The sequence below is a fragment of the Hoeflea sp. 108 genome (assembly GCF_000372965.1).
Classification (GTDB): domain Bacteria; phylum Pseudomonadota; class Alphaproteobacteria; order Rhizobiales; family Rhizobiaceae; genus Aminobacter.
This window is the reverse complement of sequence record NZ_KB890024.1, coordinates 4550457-4567437: the sequence shown is the minus strand read 5'-3', so window position 1 is coordinate 4567437 and position 16981 is coordinate 4550457. Positions and strand designations below refer to the sequence as shown.

The window sequence follows — 16981 nt, the reverse complement described above, 5'->3', positions numbered from 1 at the left end:
CCGTCAGCATTTCAACAGTGGAAAACGGCGCCTTTCGGCGCCGTTTTTTTCTTGGCAAGGAAGTCGGGTTTGTTCACTCGCTCTCGAACAGCGCCTTGTGCGTGATGCCAGCCAGGATGGCGCCGACGATCGGCGCGACCCAGAACAACCACAGTTGCTGCAGGGCGATGCCGCCGACGAACAGCGCCGGTCCGGTCGAACGCGCTGGGTTGACCGACGTGTTGGTGACCGGGATCGAGATCAGGTGGATCAGGGTCAGCGCCAGGCCGATGGCGATGGGGGCGAAGCCCTTGGGCACACGGCCATGGGTCGAGCCGAGGATGATCATCAGGAACATGAAGGTCAGCACGACCTCGATGACCAGTGCGGACGTCATGCCGTATTTGCCGGGCGATGCATCGCCATAGCCGTTGGTGGCGAAGCCGCCGATGCCGGCAAAGTCGGCCTTGCCGCTGACGATCACATAGAGCACCGCCGAGGCGACGACGGCGCCCAACACTTGGGCGATCACATAGGGGATCAGGTCCTTGGCGTCGAAGCGGCCGCCGACCAGCAGGCCGACCGAAACGGCCGGGTTGAAGTGGCCGCCGGAAATGCCGCCGACAGCATAGGCCATGGTGAGAACGGTCAGGCCGAACGCAAACGCAACGCCGAGAAAGCCGATGCCGAGATCGGGGTATGCCGCCGCAAGGACGGCGCTGCCGCAGCCGCCGAAGACGAGCCAGAATGTGCCGAAGAACTCGGCGAACAGTCGTTTCATGTTGGTCCCTCCAGTGTCGTGCGCCTGCGCGGTGCGCCGCATTTTCCGGAGGCCCTGTCCAGGCAACCCCGCCGCACAGACTCAACCTGGCCATGGAGACACGCGTCGGCGTTGTACACAACCAGCGAGTATGACCTAACGGAATGCAATCACAGATATTTTCGCTACAGGCTGTTCGTGCCGGAATGGCACGCAAAGGTTAACGGCGGTTGTGGGCTTTCGCATGCGAACTTGCACCGGACTTGCCTCGAATCCGCCCGAGGAGATCAAGCGGCACAACATCTAGCGGTGAACAAACCGGGAAACAGGTACGGTCACCGATTCGTCGCCAGTTCGTTCCGCATTTGGTTCAAGTCTTAATCAAATCGCGGTTGCAGGCCTCGCTGCTGTTAACGCCTGAGTAGGAAACATCAATAATTTCATTATTTTGCGTGCGGCTTCACCCTGCTGGGCGCGACCTTGCCGGCAAAGGTTAACGGCAACGGCGCGGAATCGGGAACTGGCCACTTTAGTGAGTCTGCATGTGGTGCCGCTTGCCAGCTGTTCTTCAATATGTTGGGGTGAACAAAACCTGAATCGTCCAGAGTCAGTGATTCGTCGCTGATTCGTTCCAGACTCGTTCCAACTCTTAAACCGGAACATTCCGCTTTCGCTTTGGCGCGCAAATCCCTATGTGTCCACTCGGCGTCCGAAGGCGCCGCAACGCCGGTCCCGACCGGCGCCGAGGGTGGTTTCTTGAAATGAATGTTCACTCCAGGCAGAACGACCCGCTGATCCTGTCAGGGCGCGACGTCACGGCCGTGCTCGGCCCGACCAATACCGGAAAGACCCATCTCGCCATCGAGCGCATGGTGGCGCATGAAAGCGGCGTCATCGGCCTGCCGCTCAGGCTGTTGGCCCGCGAGGTCTACGGGCGGCTGTGCGAGAAGGTCGGTGCTCACAAGGTCGCGTTGATCACCGGCGAGGAGAAGATCCAGCCTGCCGGCGCCAGATATTCCGTCTGCACCGTCGAAGCCATGCCGCGCCAGACCGATGCAGCCTTCGTCGCCATCGACGAGGTCCAGCTCGCCGGCGACCTCGAGCGCGGCCACATCTTCACCGACCGCATCCTGCATCTGCGCGGCCGCCAAGAAACGCTGCTGCTCGGCGCCCACACCATGCGCGGCATTCTCGAGAAGCTGCTCAAGGGCGTGTCTGTGGTTACCCGTCCGAGGCTGTCGCATCTCGCCTATGCCGGGTCGAAGAAGCTCACCCGGCTGCCGCGCCGCTCGGCCATCGTCGCCTTCTCGGCCGACGAGGTCTACGGCATCGCCGAGCTGATCCGGCGCCAGCAGGGCGGGGCGGCCGTCGTGCTCGGCGCGCTCAGCCCACGCACCCGCAACGCCCAGGTGGCGCTCTACCAGTCGGGCGACGTCGACTACCTGATCGCCACCGATGCCATCGGCATGGGCCTCAACCTCGATGTCGACCACGTCGCCTTCGCCCAGAACCGCAAGTTCGACGGCTACCAGTTCCGCCAGCTGACCGCCGCCGAGCTCGGCCAGATCGCCGGACGTGCCGGTCGCCATCTGCGCGACGGCACCTTCGGCGTCACCGGTCGCGTCGATCCGTTCGACGAGGAGCTGATCGAAAAGATCGAAGCGCATGATTTCGATCCGGTGAAGGTGCTGCAGTGGCGAACCGTCCAGTTCGACTTTGCCAGCATTGATGCGTTGAAGCGCTCGATCGAGACGGTCGCTCCCGTGGAGGGGCTGACGCGTGCTTTGCCGGCTGTCGATGCCCAGGCGCTCGAGCATCTGTCACGCGATGCCGAAATCCGCGCACTTGCCACGAACCGCGAGCGGGTGGCGCTGCTGTGGGAAGCTTGCGCGCTGCCCGACTATCGCAAGATCGCGCCGGCGCAGCACGCCGATCTCATCGCATCGATGTATGACGACCTCGCCCGGCGTGGCCATGTCGACGAGAACTATATGGCCGAACAGGTCCGTCGCGCCGATTCCACCGAGGGTGACATCGACACGCTTTCGCACCGGATCGCCCAGATCCGGACTTGGACTTTCGTCTCAAACCGCCCCGGTTGGCTTGCCGATCCGGCACACTGGCAAGAAAAAACACGCGACATCGAAGACAGATTGTCGGATGCGCTGCATGAGCGGTTGACGAAACGCTTTGTAGACCGCAGGACTTCCGTCCTCATGCGCCGCCTTAGAGAAAACACCATGCTTGAAGCCGAAATCAGCCCGTCCGGAACCGTCCTCGTCGAAGGCCATCACGTCGGCGAACTGCAAGGGTTCCGTTTCACCGCCGACCAAAGCGCCGGTGGCGAGGACGCCAAGGCAGTGCGCACGGCAGCGCAGAAGGCGCTGGCGACAGAGTTCGAAGCGCGCGCCGAGCGTTTCGCCGCGTCGCCCAACGGCGACATCGCGCTGGGCTCCGATGGTGTCCTGCGCTGGATCGGCGCGCCGATCGGCACGCTGGTCGAGGGCGAGGACCCACTCAAGCCGCGCGTCGTGCTTCTGGCCGACGAGCAGCTGACCGGCCCGGCCCGCGACAAGGTGGCGGCGCGCGCCGAGCGCTTCATCAATTTCCAGGTCGAGCTTCTGCTCAAGCCGCTGGTCGATCTCAAGTCGGCCGAGCAGCTTTCGGGCATCGGGCGTGGCATCGCCTTCCAGCTGGTCGAGAATTTCGGCCTCATCAACCGCCGCGACATTGCCGAAGAGGTGAAGTCGCTGGACCAGGAGGGGCGCGCTGCCCTTCGCCGTCTCGGCGTGCGCTTCGGCGCCTATCACGTGTTTGTGCCCGCGCTGATCAAACCGGCACCGGCGGGTCTGGTCACGCTTTTGTGGGCGATCAAGAACGACGGCAAGGACAAGCCCGGCTTCGGCGACGTCGTCCATGCGCTGTCTGCCGGCCGCACCTCTGTTGTCATCGACCAGGCCTTCGACAAGTCGTTCTACAAGCTGGCCGGTTTCCGCAATCTCGGCCGCCGTGCCGTGCGCGTCGACATCCTGGAGCGCCTTGCCGATCTCATTCGTCCCGCGCTGGCCTGGAAGCAGGGCAGCGGCACGCGTCCCGATGGTGCCTATGACGGTTCGGCCTTCATCGTAACGCCGCAGATGATGTCGATCCTCGGGGCCACCGGCGACGACATGGAAGAGATCCTGAAAGGCCTTGGCTACCGCGCCGAGCCCAAGCCGGCCGCCGAGGTCAAGGACAAGCTCGAAGCCATCGACACGGCCACGCGCGAAGCTGCCGAACAGGCCGCTGCCGCCAAGGTTGCGGAAGCAGCTCCCGCTGAGCCGGTTGCTGAAGACGCAGCCGCCGAAGGCGTTGCAGAAGAAGCGGCCGTTGCCGAAGCCGTGACCGAGGTTGCCGAGGCGCCAGCGGAAACCGCAGCCGAAGAGACTGTTGCCGAGCCCGTGGTCGAGGTGGCGGCGGAAGCCGCCGCCGAGGAAGCTCCTGCCGTGGAGGCAACTGCTTCGACAGACGCTGCGGAGCAGGCCGAAGAGCCCAAGCCGATCCTCATCTGGCGTCAGGGCCGTTTCGAGCAGCGTCCGCGTCATCGCCATGACAACAACCGCCCGCGCGGCGGCCAGCGCGACCAGCGCAATGGCCAGGCTGCTCGGCCGGGCGAGGCCAATCGCGGCGGCCCGCGTGAAGGTGGCGAGGGCCGCGACGGCGGTCGTCCGCGCTTCGACCGCAAGCCCGGTGGCAAGCCGCAGGGTGAGGGCGGTCGCCCTGAGCACCGCAACCGCAACGAACGGCCGCAGGGCGAAAAGCACGGCGGCGATCGCGGTGGCTTCAAGGGTAAGCCCGCCTTCCAGCAGAAGCCGCGCGAGGAGCGTCCGGTGCGCATCGATCCCGACTCGCCCTTCGCCAAGCTCGCGGCGCTGCGCGACCAGCTGAAGAAGTAACCCACTTGGCCGGCGAGGGAAGACAGCGCATCGACAAGTGGCTGTTCTTCTCGCGCGCGGTCAAGTCGCGGTCGCTGGCGGCCAAGCTGGTGCAGGGCGGCGGTGTCAGGCTGAACGGCCAGAAGCTCGACCAGGCATCCGACATCGTCAAGACCGGCGATGTGCTGACCATAACGCTCGACCGTCGTATCCTGGTCTACAAGGTGACGCTGCCGGGTGACCGGCGCGGCCCAGCCGAAGAGGCGAGGCGGCTCTATGAAGACCTGTCGCCGGCGCCAACGCCCAAGGGCGAGGCTCCACCCGATGCGCTGCCGCCGCTGCGCGAGGCCGGAAGCGGTCGGCCGACCAAGCGTGAACGCCGCGCCACCGACCGCTTGCGGGGCGATTGAAGCATCATCTGAGCCGAACTGGGCCAAGATGAGAAAGTCGTTCCGCCAAGGCGGCCTTGCGCGCAATGGCCGCCCTTGCAAGAGCCCGACAAAGGGTCTACCTCACCGTCAAAGTTCGCCCGTACGGGAAGTCCCGGAGCCTACCGCATGACCTACGTCGTCACCGACAATTGCATCAAGTGCAAGTACACCGATTGCGTCGAGGTCTGTCCGGTCGATTGCTTCTACGAAGGCGAGAACATGCTCGTCATCCATCCCGACGAGTGCATCGACTGCGGCGTCTGCGAGCCGGAATGCCCGGCTGACGCCATCAAGCCGGACACCGAGCCGGGCCTGGACAAGTGGCTCCAGATCAATACCGAATACGCCAGCAAGTGGCCGAACCTGACCGTCAAGAAGCCTGAGCTGCCCGAGGCAAAAGAGTTCGACGGCGTCGAAGGCAAGTTCGAGCAGTACTTCTCGGCCGAGCCCGGCGAAGGCAACTGAAGGCTGCGGCGCCCCGGGGCGCCACATCGACAAGTTTGCGCACCGCAGTCGTGACTTGACGCGGGCCGGTGTTCGCGTATGCAGCAAAACCTTGATTCTTGCGACTTTTTGTGTTAGGGCTTGGTCAACATGCCGGTGACACAACGTCGATCATGGCGCGAAGCCTATTTCACTGAAAGGTGACAACCCCATTTCGGACCAGAGCAATCTGGGACGGCGTTTACAGTTTTTTGCTGTTGCCGGTCCAAGCTCTCCGAATGGGGGTCGATTGTCGTGCGGCACAAGGTCGCGTTAGCGGCCACCCTCGTTAGCCGGCCTCGGCGGGTCGGTGTTAAAGAAGGAGTTCAGGGCGTATGGCAACTTCCATCCCGCAGAAGAAATCCGCAGCACGTCACGGTTTCAAGACCGGCGAGTATATCGTCTACCCGGCGCATGGCGTCGGCCAGATCGTATCCATCGACGAGCAGGAAGTGGCGGGACACAAGCTTGAACTGTTCGTGATCGATTTCCAGAAGGACAAGATGCGCCTCAAGGTGCCGGTCGCCAAGGCGACCTCCATCGGCATGCGCAAACTGTCGGAGACTGACTATGTCGATCGCGCTTTGAAGGTCGTGCAGGGCCGCGCGCGCGTCAAGCGCACCATGTGGTCGCGCCGTGCGCAGGAATATGATGCAAAGATCAATTCCGGCGACCTGATCTCGATTTCGGAAGTCGTGCGCGACCTCTACCGTGCCGACAACCAGCCGGAGCAGTCTTATTCCGAGCGCCAGCTTTATGAAGCCGCGCTCGACCGCATGGCCCGCGAGATCGCTGCCGTGAACCGCATGTCGGAGACCGAGGCCGTTCGTCTCATCGAGACCAACCTCAACAAGGGTCCGAAGCGCGGTACCAAGGCCGACAATGAGGAAGCCGACGCCGAGCAGGAAGAAGCTGCCTGATCAGGCTTTGCAGTTCCATTATGAAAAACCCGGCCAATGGCCGGGTTTTTTGTTTGTGGGGTGAGGGATTGTTGCGCGCCCTGCCTTGAGGCCTCCAGGCCTGAAAACACTTGGTTCACTGCCGGCAGCCTGTGCTTGGTTGAGTTGCTGACATGCTTGGGGCCCTCAGGCAGCTTTTGTTTTGGGGGCGCTAGGGAGACGGGTGGATTTGCTGTATCCGAGGCTAAACATGGCCGGTTCGGGACGGGACAGCAGATGGGCAAGGCGCTTCTTATCATCGACGTGCAGAATGCGATCCTCAAGGACAAGGGGACGGCCGGGCGACAGCCCGTCATCGACGCCGCGCTCGAAGAGGTGGTGGCCAGGCTGCGTAATCTCCAGAACAAGGCGCGAGCCTCCGGCGTGCCGGTCGTCGTCATCCAGCATGACGGCCCTGATGGTCACCGGCTGGCGGTCGGGACCGAGGGTTGGCAAGTTCGGCCGGAACTTGCGCCGCAGCCTGGCGATGTTCTGGTTCGCAAGAAGAGTTCGGACTCGTTTCACGAGACGGAGCTGGTCATCCGGCTCGAGGCGCTGGGGATCTCCCATCTGGTCGTCGGCGGTTGCATGACCCAGTTCTGCGTCGACACGACGGTGCGGCGCGCCGTGTCGCTCGGCTATGACGTCACGCTGGTCGCCGATGGCCACACGACCGCCGACTCGGCAAATCTTGCCCATGTCGACATCATTGCCCACCACAACGAGACACTCGACGGCTTTGACGCCGGCAATGCCGTGATCGAAGTCCGCCGGGCGGCCGAAATCTCGTTCTGACGACTGGTTGGCGCGGGGCTTCAGCCCTCGCCGCCGCCTTTGCCGTGCTGGTGCGTGATCGAGGCGATGAAGCGCCTGGTGCGCTCATGCTTCGGGCTGCCGAAGACTTCGGTTGCCGGGCCCTGCTCGACAATCGAGCCGGCTTCGAGGAAGACCACTTCCTGTGCCACCTTGGAGGCAAGCCTGAGGTCATGCGTCGCCATCACCATGGTGGTGCCTTCGCTGGCGAGCTTGTTGAGCACGTCGACCACTTCCTGCGCCAGTTCGGGGTCGAGCGCCGAAGTCGGCTCGTCGCAGAGCAGCACCTTGGGCGAGGGGGCAAGTGCGCGGGCGATCGCCACCCGCTGCTGCTGACCGCCCGAAAGCGTTGCCGGCCAGGCGTCGGCCTTGTGCGACATGCCGACTTTGTCGAGCAGAGATGCCGCCCGTTCGCGGGCCTTTGCTTCCGGCCATTTCAGCACGGTGACAAGGCCTTCCATGACGTTTTCGATTGCCGTGCGATGCGGGAACAGCTGGAAGTTCTGGAACACCATGCCAGTCTGGCGGCGCAGCTGCTGGATGGTCCTGGTCGCGACCTTGACATCAGGCTTGAACTCGATGGCGTCGTCGCCGACACGCACCGTGCCCGAGGTTGGTATTTCCAACAGGTTGATACAGCGCAGCAGCGTGCTCTTGCCGCCGCCCGAGGGGCCGACGAGCGCGGTCACGCTGCCTTCCCTGATGTCGACCGACACGTCCCTGATGACGGTGTTGTCGCCAAAACGCTTGACGATGTGCGACAGGCCGATCATGTGCGCGCCTCCAGGAAGCCGCCATAGCGGTTGAGCCGCTTTTCAAGCCTGACCTGCAGGGCAGACAGCACCGAGCTCATGGCGAGGTAGAGGATCGCCGCCTGGACGTAGAGGATGAGCGGCTCGTAGGTGGTGGCGACGATGCGTTGGGCCGCCTGGAACATCTCCGGCACGGTGATGGCGGCGGCAAGCGAGGTGTCCTTGACCAGTGAGATAAAGGTGTTGGAGAGCGGCGGTACCGCCACGCGCGCCGCCTGCGGCAGGATGGTGCGCCGCATCGCCTGGCTCCAGGTCATGCCGATCGAATAGGCCGCTTCCCACTGGCCCTTGGGCACCGAAGTGATGACGGCGCGGATGATCTCGGAGGAATAGGCGCCGATGTTGAGCGTGAAGCCGATGAGGGCCGCCGGGAAGGCGTCGAGTACGATGCCGATGCTGGGCAGGCCGTAGAAGATCAGGAACAGCTGCACAAGAAGCGGCGTGCCGCGGATGATCCAGACATAGAAGCGCACGATGGCCGATAGCCAGCCAGGGCCAAACAGCCGGGCAAGGGCTGCGCCCAGCCCGACGGTCAGGCCGAGGGCGAATGACAGCAGCGTGAGTGGCGCGGTGAAGACGAGCGCGGCCCACAGCAGCGGGCCAAGCGAATCCAGCATCAGTTGAAGCCAGTGTGGCAAGATGAATGCTCCCTCCCCACAATAGACGAGCCCGGAAAATCGCAGATTTTCCGGGCGAGTTCATTGGGAAAAATGAAGAAACTGAAAAAGGGCGGCCGCCTGATGGCCCGCCGCCCCTTTTTGGGGGAGGACCGCTTACTGCGAGACGTCAGCGCCGAAATAGGTCTCGGAAATCTTCTTGTAGGTGCCGTCGGCCTTGATCTCGGCCAGCGCCTTGTTGATTGCCGCCACCAGCTCCGGGTCGCCCTTGCGTACGATCACGCCGGAATAGTCGGCCTTCTCTTCCTCGGCCACGATCTTCACGTCGGCATCGGGCTTGTGCTTCTTGAAGTCGTAGAAGGACAGGCTGTCGTTGATGGTGGCGTCGGCGCGGCCGTTCAGCACCAGCTGGATCGACTGGTCGAAGCCGTCGGTGCCGACCAGCTCTGCGCCATTCTTCTCGGCGATCTTGCCGAAGTTGCTGGTCAGCGACTGAGCCGACTTCTTGCCCTTGAGGTCGGCAAAGTCCTTGATGTCGGCGTTCTTGCCGCTGACGATGAGCACGGCCTTGGAGGCGATATAGGGCTCGGAGAAGTCGTATTTCGCCTTGCGCGCCTCGGTGATGCCGACCTGGTTGATGACGGCGTCATAACGCTTGGCGTCGATGCCGGCGATCAGGCCGTCCCACTTGCCTTCCAGGAACTCTGCCTTGACGCCGAGGCGCTTGGCGATCTCCTTGCCGATCTCGACGTCGAAGCCGACGAGCGCGCCCGAGGCGTCGTGATAGGTGAAGGGCGCATAGGTGCCCTCGGTGCCGATCTTGAACACTCCGGCAGACTTGATCTGGTCGAGGTTCTCGCCGGCATGAGCGGCGGCTACGGCTGCGATCTGGAGCGTTGCGGCAACGGCCAGCGATTTCAACCAGTTCATGGTCTGTGATCCCGATTTCTTAGACCGGCCGCGTTTGGGCCGGGAGCGTTGTGATTGGCGGCAATCTGTCAGAAGCGCCTGATCGGCATAAGGAATGGAATTTCAAATATGGCGTCATCTTGGAATTTCAATCCACCTCCCGGTTTCGGCCCGTTTTGCAGTGCGGAACATTCGCTGCGATGCCGCGTTATTTGCCGTGCGGGACCGCATTTGATGGCGGAGGCCGCGTCAGCTAGGCAACGCATCGAGAGACTGTGTCATGGGCATGGATCGGGCAGGATTGGCCGGCGAGCAGATGATGCTGAGGGCCGCATCGCGCGCACCTTATCTCGAAAAGAGCGAAGAGATCGCACTTGCCGTGCGGTGGAAGGAACAGCACGACGAGGCCGCCCTGGACCGAATCGCCACCGCCCACATGCGGCTGGTGATCGCGATGGCGGTCAAGTTCCGCCGCTACGGCTTGCCTCTGGGCGACCTGATCCAGGAAGGCCATGTCGGCCTGCTCGAGGCTGCTGCCCGGTTCGACCCCGAACGCGACGTCCGCTTCTCGACCTATGCCACCTGGTGGATCCGCGCATCGATGCAGGACTACATCCTGCGCAACTGGTCGATCGTCCGGGGTGGCACGAGCTCGGCGCAGAAGTCGCTGTTCTTCAACCTCAGGCGTATGCGTGCGCGGCTCGCCCAGGGTGGCGGTCCGCTGGGTGGTGCGGCGGCCTATCATGAGATTTCGTTGGCGCTCGGCGTGTCGGAGGCCGACGTCGCCATGATGGACATGCGGCTTTCGGTGCCTGACACCTCGCTCAACGCGCCGCTCAACGAAGACGGCGACACCGGCGAGCGCATGGACCTGCTGGTATCAGAAGATCCGCTGCCGGACGAACTGGTGGGCGAGGCGATCGACGTTGAGCGGCGCACCCATTGGCTGCGCGACGCGCTCGGCGTTCTCAACGCCCGTGAGCTGCAGATCATCGAGGAGCGCCGCCTGACCGAGGAGGGCGCCACGCTGGAGGAACTCGGCACGTCGCTTGGCATCTCCAAGGAGCGCGTTCGCCAGATCGAGACGCGCGCCATGGAAAAGCTGCGTTCGGCCTTGGTGAAGCAGAACGCCGCTTTCCTGGCAGCCTGAGCTGAAACTACCTGTCGGTAATGACCTTGACCTTGTCGCCGACCGAAACGGTGGCGCCTGGCGCGAGGCCGTTCAACACCCTGAACAGATCGAGCTTGCGGTCGACGCCGACCATGCCAGCGGCAAGCGAACCCATGGTCTGGCCCGGCTGAACCGTGACGACGCGGATGCGCAGCGGCTTGAGCGCTGCCTTCTCCGCCGGGGTCATGACGTGGAAGCTGGAGCTAACCGTGCGCGCAACGCTGTCGAGATCGGTGCTGGCGGTGGGGGCCGCCGTCAGCAGGCGATAGACCTGGGCGCCGGCGCGGATCACCACGATGTCGAACTGCCAGCCTTCGGCGCTGGCGCGAGCGAAGGCGGCTTCGTTGCCATTGATCGTCTCGGTGCGCACCGTGGCCGAATCGAGCCCGGCCACCCAGCCGCTGCGAACGTAGTCGGACAGCGACAGCCTGCTGTCGATGGTCACGCCGTCGAAGCGGATGGCCATGTTGCCCGGGCCGGTTGCAGTGACGGCGGCGGCCGTATTGTCGATGACGAAGCCCTGCGGCACCGAGAAGGAAATGCCGAGCTTCGGATGCAGGAAGGTCGTGCCGCGCACGTAGCCTTCATCTGGCGTGTCGCCGAACAAAAGCCCGTCGATGCCGGCCAGGAAGGAATCGCGGTCGCGCTTGCCGATGCCAGGTGCGCCGAACTGGCGGGCATGGCGCTGCGCCAGGTCGATGCGCTGCGGTGCGTTGGGGTGGCTCGCCAGGAAGTCGAGGCTGGCGTCGGTGGCGCCACTGACCGAGCGCAGGTCGCTGTAGGCGGCCATCGACTGCAGGAAGCGTCCGGCGGCGAACGGATCATAGCCGGCCTGGCCGCTCATCTTGATGCCGATGCCGTCGGCCTCGAGCTCCTGGTTGCGCGAGAACTGCGCCAGCCTGAGCTTGCCTCGGATCAATGCCGCCTTGGCGGTGGGGCTTTCGCCGAGCACGTCGGTGACGACCTTGGTCGCCAGCACTTCCTCGGCTTCCTTCTGCTGGCGCTGGACGCCATGGTTTGCGGTCACATGGCCCATCTCGTGGGCGATGACGGCGGCGAGCTCGGCCGAATCGTTGGCGAGAGCCAGGAGGCCGCGGGTTACGTAGAGATAGCCGCCCGGCAGCGCGAAGGCGTTGACGTTGGGCGAATTCAGGATGGTGATGCGATAGGTCTGGTTCGGATTGTCCGAAACCGTCGTCAGGCTGCCGACGACCTTGGCGACCATGCGCTCAAGCTTGGGGTCCGAATATTCGCCGCCATAGGTGGCGAGAATGCGTGGGTGCTGTGCCTTGGCGATCTCGGCCAGCTTGTCGTTGCGCGTTACATTGTCGACCGTCACCGGATTGTTGGACGGCTGGAAGCCCTGTTCGCGCAGGTCGCTCGAGTTGAACGGCTGGCAGCCGGCGACAAACGCCGACAGCGCAACCGCGAGGGCTAGTCGCGTGCGGCGGGGCGTGCTCATCTCGATATGGCCATGGCGGCGGGTAGGCAGGGCAGGTTCCTTTCAGGTCCGGGCAGAGGCGAAGCAGTACCCGCGGGCATAGCATGGACCTAGCCATACTCCCCTTGCCGACACAACAAGTCTTGTTTCACTTGTGCGGCGATTTGACCGTAAATTATGTCGGCTTCCGGGCAATGTGCCGTGATTATGTCATCGCCTTTCGTCTCCGATATAGCGGCGGAACGCCTCGGGTCCAGATTCATCAAAGAAATCAGGTGTCTTGCCGGTAGCCACAATGGCGCCGGCTTCGACAAAAACCATGTTTTGCGCCAGTTTTCGCGCGTCTTCCGGCTGGTGTGTCACGAAAAGCACGGTCATCTGGCGTTCGGCATGAACGCTGACCACCAGCTCCAGCATGTCGGCGCGCAAGGCTGGACCAAGCGAGGCAAACGGTTCGTCCAGCAGCAGCACCGGGCGGTCGCGCACCAGAACGCGGGCAAGTGCCACCCGCTGGCGCTCGCCGCCTGACAGCTCGCGGGGCAGCCGCTGCTCCATGCCGGCAAGGCCTACTCGCGCCAGCGCTTCGGCGACGTCCATGCGGTCGTGGGCCGAGAGCCGTAGCGAGGGCGAGCGGCCGAGCCCGACGTTCCTGGCGATGTCGAGATGGGCGAAAAGATTGTTCTCCTGGAACACCATGGACACGGGGCGTGCCGAGGGCGGTGCGCAGCTGACGTCGGCGCCGCCGATCAGCACACGCCCTTCGCGCGGTGTCTCGAAGCCGGCGACGAGATTGAGAAGCGTCGACTTGCCCGCGCCGCTCGGGCCCATGATCGCGGTGATCTCGCCTGCCGCGAAGGTCGTGTCGAAGGCTACCATGGTCTCGCCATAGCTGAACACCATGCGGTCGAGCTGCACCGCCTCGCCTTTTGCCGTCATCTGGAGGTCTCCTTGCCGAGGCGGTCGGCCAGCATCATCAAGGCAAGGCACAGGAGCCCGAGCATCAGTGCCAGGCCGGCTGCGTCCGCGGTGCGGTAGCTGCCCATGCGGGCGAGCAGAAGATAGGGCAGCGTCTGCACGGCGTCGCTGCCGAACAGTGCGATGACGCCGAGATCGCCGAGCGAAAGCGCTGTGGCAAAGGCAAACGCTGTCGCGAGCGGCCGCCGCAACACCGGCCAGTCGATCAGCCGCAGCCGGTTCCAGCCGGAAATGCCGAGCTGCGCGCAGAGCCATTCATGGCGCTCGGCCGCCGCGTCGTGGGCCGGGCGGATGGCGCGCACGGCAAAGGGCATCGCCATGACGGCATTGACGGTCACCACCATGAAGGGCGCGAGCGCGAAGACATCGACTGACTGCCGCACCAGCACGAACCAGCCTGCGCCGACAACGACAGGCGGCACCACCAGCACGAAGCCGGCGCCGGTGTCGGTCAGCCGCTCGAGCAGCGATCCCTTGCCGTCGGATCTGGAGGTGGCGAGAACCCGCCGGGCCATGACGAGCGATAGCGAAAGAGCGCAGGCCAGCGTTGCCGAGATCGAGGCGAAGACAAGGCTGGTCAGCGTGGCGCGATGAACCGACGCTTCGGTGGCAAGGCGGGCGAGGTCGGCTTCGAGACCCGACACCACTGTTGCTGCCATCGGCCCGCCAACGAAGACGAGGGCGGCCACTATCACCACGATGTTCAGGACCTTTTCGCCTGGCCCGGCCTCGATGTAGCTGCGCCGCGCCACCGACAGATTGGCGTCGCCAGTGGTGTTGGCGCCGAGCCGCATCAGGGTGAGCACGATCCCCGCGGTCAAGCCGATCTGAAGCAGCGTCAGGGCGACAGCCCGCGCAGGGTCGAAGTCGAAGCGCAGAGCCTGGTAGATAGCCACCTCCAGCGTGGTTGCCGCCGGTCCGCCGCCGAGCGTCAGCACAATGGTGAAGGAGGTGACGCAGAGCATGAACACCAGCCCGGCAACGCCGGGGAGGGCCGCACGTACCGCCGGCCATTCGATCAGTCGGAAGCTGGCGCGCGCCCCCATGCCAAGCTGGCTCGCCAACCGCCACTGGTCTGATGGCACGGTCTGCAGCGCCTCCAGCAAAAGCCGCGTCGCCAGTGGCATGTTGAAGAACACATGCGCGACCAGGATGCCGGACAGACCATAGACGCCCGGCCATGTGCCTCCGCTCAGTGCGCTCAATGGAGCGGCGAAGTAACCGGCACGGCCGTAAAGCGTGAGAATGCCGAGTGCGGCGACGATCGCCGGGAGTGCCAGCGGCACGGCAAACAGGCGCAGGATCAGCCCACGGCCGGGAAAAGCGGGATGGCGGGCAAGCGCGCGGGCGACGAGGATTGCCGGGGCCACCGACAGCAGCATCGACAGCAGCGCCTGCCAGATGGTGAAACGCGCGACGCGAAAAAGGTAGCTGTCGAAGGCGGCATAGGCGCCTTCGGGATTGCGCCAGGCCTCGATGCCGAGCCCGACGAATGCGCCACCGATCAGCATGCCGATGGCCACCAGCGCAAGGATGCCGGCTATGATGCGAGAGTCGGTGGGGGGAATGCGCATGCCGGGCTAGACGCGTTTGGAGCGTGCATGACGCAGAGCGGCTACGCTGTACTCTACGTTGCCCCCCTCTGTCCTGCCGGACATCTCCTCCACAAGGGGGGAGATCAGTTGCCTCACCGTTGCCGCTTCTTCTGTCACCGTCGTGATTGGCAAAGGCCGCGCAACTGCCAATCTCCCCCCTTGTGGGGGAGATGTCCGGCAGGACAGAGGGGGGCAACGTAGGGTGGTCACGTTCGAGCCTTTCGGGCCTTATTTGCTCATCACGCCGAGCCACTCGTCGACCCAGGCCTTGCGATTGGCAGCCACTTCATCGGCGCTGAAGATCAGTGTCTTTGCCGGCTTCACCAGCTTGTCGAAAGCGGGGTTGAGCGGCTTGTCGGTCTTGCCGGCGGGCAGCATCCAGTTGGTCTCGGGGACCGCGTCCTGGAAGCCGGGGCCGGTCATGAAGGCCATGAACTTTTCGGCCAGCGGGTTCTTGGCGCCCGTTGTGGTGATGCCGGCCACCTCGATCTGCAGGTAATGGCCTTCCTCGAAGGATGCGGCCTGGTAACGCTCGGTGTTCTCGGCGACCATGTGGTAGGCCGGCGAAGTGGTGTAGGACAGAACCATCGGCGCTTCGCCCTTGGTGAACAGGCCATAGGCCTCGCTCCAGCCCGGCGTCACCGTCAGCACGCGGCCCTTGAGCTTGGTCCAGGCTTCCGGCGCTTTGTCGCCATAGACCGACTTGACCCAGAGCAGAAGGCCGAGACCTGGTGTCGAGGTGCGCGGGTCCTGGATGGCGATCTTTTCTTCCGGATTGCCCTCGACAAGTTCCTTCAGGCTCTTGGGCGGGTTCTTCAGCTTTTCGGTGTCATAGACGACGGCGAAGTAGCCGTAGTCGTAGGGCACGAAGGTGTCGTCCTTCCAGTCGCCCGGAACCTTGACGTCGGCGCCGGCAGCACCGTGTGGTGTAAACAGGCCGGTGGCCTTCGCTTCGGTCGTCAGGTTGGTGTCGAGGCCAAGCACGATGTCGGCCTTGGTCGAGGCGCCTTCGAGCTTGACGCGGTTGAGAAGGGCGACGCCGTCGGCGACCGAGACGAAATCGACCGTGCAGGCGCATTCGGCTTCGAAGGCCTTTTTCACCTGCGGGCCGGGGCCCCATTCAGAGGTGAAGCTCTCATAGGTGTAGATGGTGAGTTTTCCCTCGGCCGAGGCCGGGAAGGCTGCAGCGGCCATCGCCAGGGCGGAAGTCAGGGATAGGATCAGCGAGCGCATCAGCGCCTCCTTCATTGGTGTTGAAAGGGAATTTGAAGCGCCGGGCGTCCGAAGCATCTAATCCCTCCGCCGGTACAAACCGGATCAGGTTCAGCGGGTTGGCCGGAACTCTCCATGCCTCTCAGCCGGCCCCGCTTGCGCGTGACAGGCACCCCGTTAGAGCGATCCAAGGAATAGAGCCGGCGAAGGGGCGGTGCAAGCCCAAGTTTCAGCGCTGCTCGCCGGCCTTCCGTTTCGGCCGCCGGGCTGGTAATGGCCTCGGCATGAGCCGGTTCACCATCCTTCTCGGCGGCGAGCTACTGCGGACGCCGCGCCTCGACCGCCAGGTCGCGGGCAGCCGCGTCATCGCGGCCGATTCCGGCATCCGCCACGCGGCGACGTTGGGCCTGATGCCGGAGCTCTGGCTCGGCGATTTCGACTCGGCCCCGGCTGAGCTCGATCCTGCTTTCGCCGCAGTGCCGCGCGAGGTGTTTCCCGCCGAAAAGAACAAGACCGACGGCGAGTTGGCAATTTCGGCCGCGCTGGAGCGTGGAGCGACATCGCTCGTGCTCGTCGGTGCCTTCGGTGGCGCCCGGTCCGACCATGCCTTTCTCCATTTCGCGCTGGCGCTTCGTCTCGCCGAAGGCGGCACCGAAGTCGTGCTGAGCAGCGGCCATCAGGAAGGCGTGCCGCTTCTTCCCGGTACGGCAAGCTTCGATTACGACGACGGCACGATGTTTTCGGTGCTCGCCTTCTCGGCGTTGACCGGCCTTACCGAGGAAGGCGCCAAGTGGTTGCTCGACAGCGTCGAGGTACCGTTCGGTTCGTCGCTCACCCTCTCCAACGAAGTCCAGGGCACCCTCAGGATTTCGCTCGGCAGCGGCCGCGCCCTGCTTGTCGCTCACCCCTATCCCGCTCCGGAATTCTGATC

General features: G+C 64.2%; 15 protein-coding genes and 1 riboswitch. Of the genes, 7 read left to right on the top strand and 8 right to left on the bottom strand.

What is annotated here, in order from left to right:
• Positions 1–73: 73 nt before the first annotated feature.
• A complete protein-coding gene (gene aqpZ, locus B015_RS0122710; RefSeq protein WP_026227614.1) occupies positions 74–760 on the bottom strand; it encodes an aquaporin Z in 687 nt (228 codons plus the stop codon).
• 740 nt (positions 761–1500) lie between these two features.
• Here aqpZ and B015_RS0122705 point away from each other — a divergent pair.
• The 5 genes from B015_RS0122705 (at position 1501) to B015_RS0122685 (ending at position 7300) form a co-directional block, all read left to right on the top strand.
• Positions 1501–4674: a helicase-related protein gene (locus B015_RS0122705; RefSeq protein ID WP_018430042.1), complete on the top strand. Its 3174-nt coding sequence runs from the start codon at positions 1501–1503 to the stop codon at positions 4672–4674.
• Between the two features lie 5 nt (positions 4675–4679).
• Positions 4680–5063, top strand: a complete 384-nt coding sequence (locus B015_RS0122700; RefSeq protein WP_018430041.1) for an RNA-binding S4 domain-containing protein — start codon at positions 4680–4682, stop codon at positions 5061–5063.
• Between the two features lie 147 nt (positions 5064–5210).
• Positions 5211–5549 (top strand): ferredoxin FdxA, encoded by a 339-nt coding sequence (gene fdxA, locus B015_RS0122695; RefSeq protein ID WP_018430040.1) that lies wholly within the window; start codon positions 5211–5213, stop codon positions 5547–5549.
• A 353-nt stretch (positions 5550–5902) separates the two neighbouring features.
• Positions 5903–6487: a CarD family transcriptional regulator gene (locus B015_RS0122690; protein ID WP_018430039.1), complete on the top strand. Its 585-nt coding sequence runs from the start codon at positions 5903–5905 to the stop codon at positions 6485–6487.
• 255 nt (positions 6488–6742) lie between these two features.
• Positions 6743–7300, top strand: a complete 558-nt coding sequence (locus tag B015_RS0122685) for a cysteine hydrolase family protein (RefSeq protein WP_018430038.1) — start codon at positions 6743–6745, stop codon at positions 7298–7300.
• Positions 7301–7320: 20 nt separating this feature from the next.
• Here B015_RS0122685 and B015_RS0122680 read toward each other — a convergent pair whose 3' ends face one another.
• The 3 genes from B015_RS0122680 to B015_RS0122670 form a co-directional block, all read right to left on the bottom strand.
• A complete protein-coding gene (locus tag B015_RS0122680; RefSeq protein ID WP_018430037.1) occupies positions 7321–8091 on the bottom strand; it encodes an amino acid ABC transporter ATP-binding protein in 771 nt (256 codons plus the stop codon).
• Positions 8088–8768 carry an amino acid ABC transporter permease gene (locus tag B015_RS0122675; RefSeq protein ID WP_026227613.1) on the bottom strand — a complete coding sequence of 227 codons (681 nt, stop codon included), beginning with the start codon at positions 8766–8768 and terminating at the stop codon, positions 8088–8090. The genes B015_RS0122680 and B015_RS0122675 overlap by 4 nt, the downstream gene beginning before the upstream one ends.
• A 135-nt stretch (positions 8769–8903) precedes the next feature.
• The gene (locus tag B015_RS0122670; protein ID WP_018430035.1) at positions 8904–9677 is read right to left on the bottom strand and encodes an amino acid ABC transporter substrate-binding protein; all 774 of its coding nucleotides are present in this window, start codon (positions 9675–9677) and stop codon (positions 8904–8906) included.
• Positions 9678–9936: 259 nt separating this feature from the next.
• On the opposite strand from B015_RS0122670, the gene B015_RS0122665 reads away from it, so the two are divergent.
• Positions 9937–10806, top strand: coding sequence for an RNA polymerase factor sigma-32 (locus tag B015_RS0122665; protein WP_018430034.1), 870 nt, complete (start codon positions 9937–9939; stop codon positions 10804–10806).
• Positions 10807–10813: 7 nt separating this feature from the next.
• Here B015_RS0122665 and B015_RS0122660 read toward each other — a convergent pair whose 3' ends face one another.
• The 4 genes from B015_RS0122660 to thiB form a co-directional block, all read right to left on the bottom strand.
• The gene (locus tag B015_RS0122660) at positions 10814–12289 is read right to left on the bottom strand and encodes a M48 family metalloprotease (RefSeq protein ID WP_018430033.1); all 1476 of its coding nucleotides are present in this window, start codon (positions 12287–12289) and stop codon (positions 10814–10816) included.
• Positions 12290–12478: 189 nt separating this feature from the next.
• Positions 12479–13204 carry a thiamine ABC transporter ATP-binding protein gene (gene thiQ, locus B015_RS0122655; RefSeq protein WP_018430032.1) on the bottom strand — a complete coding sequence of 242 codons (726 nt, stop codon included), beginning with the start codon at positions 13202–13204 and terminating at the stop codon, positions 12479–12481.
• Complete coding sequence (gene thiP / locus B015_RS0122650) at positions 13201–14817, bottom strand: thiamine/thiamine pyrophosphate ABC transporter permease (protein ID WP_018430031.1); 1617 nt, start codon at positions 14815–14817, stop codon at positions 13201–13203. Before thiP ends, thiQ begins: the two co-directional genes overlap by 4 nt.
• 249 nt (positions 14818–15066) lie before the next feature.
• Complete coding sequence (gene thiB / locus B015_RS0122645) at positions 15067–16071, bottom strand: thiamine ABC transporter substrate binding subunit (RefSeq protein ID WP_026227612.1); 1005 nt, start codon at positions 16069–16071, stop codon at positions 15067–15069.
• Between the two features lie 44 nt (positions 16072–16115).
• A riboswitch (TPP riboswitch) is annotated at positions 16116–16237 on the bottom strand.
• Between the two features lie 97 nt (positions 16238–16334).
• Between thiB and B015_RS0122640 the strand changes: the two genes are divergently transcribed.
• Positions 16335–16979 carry a thiamine diphosphokinase gene (locus tag B015_RS0122640; protein ID WP_018430029.1) on the top strand — a complete coding sequence of 215 codons (645 nt, stop codon included), beginning with the start codon at positions 16335–16337 and terminating at the stop codon, positions 16977–16979.
• The last annotated feature ends 2 nt before the right edge of the window (positions 16980–16981 follow it).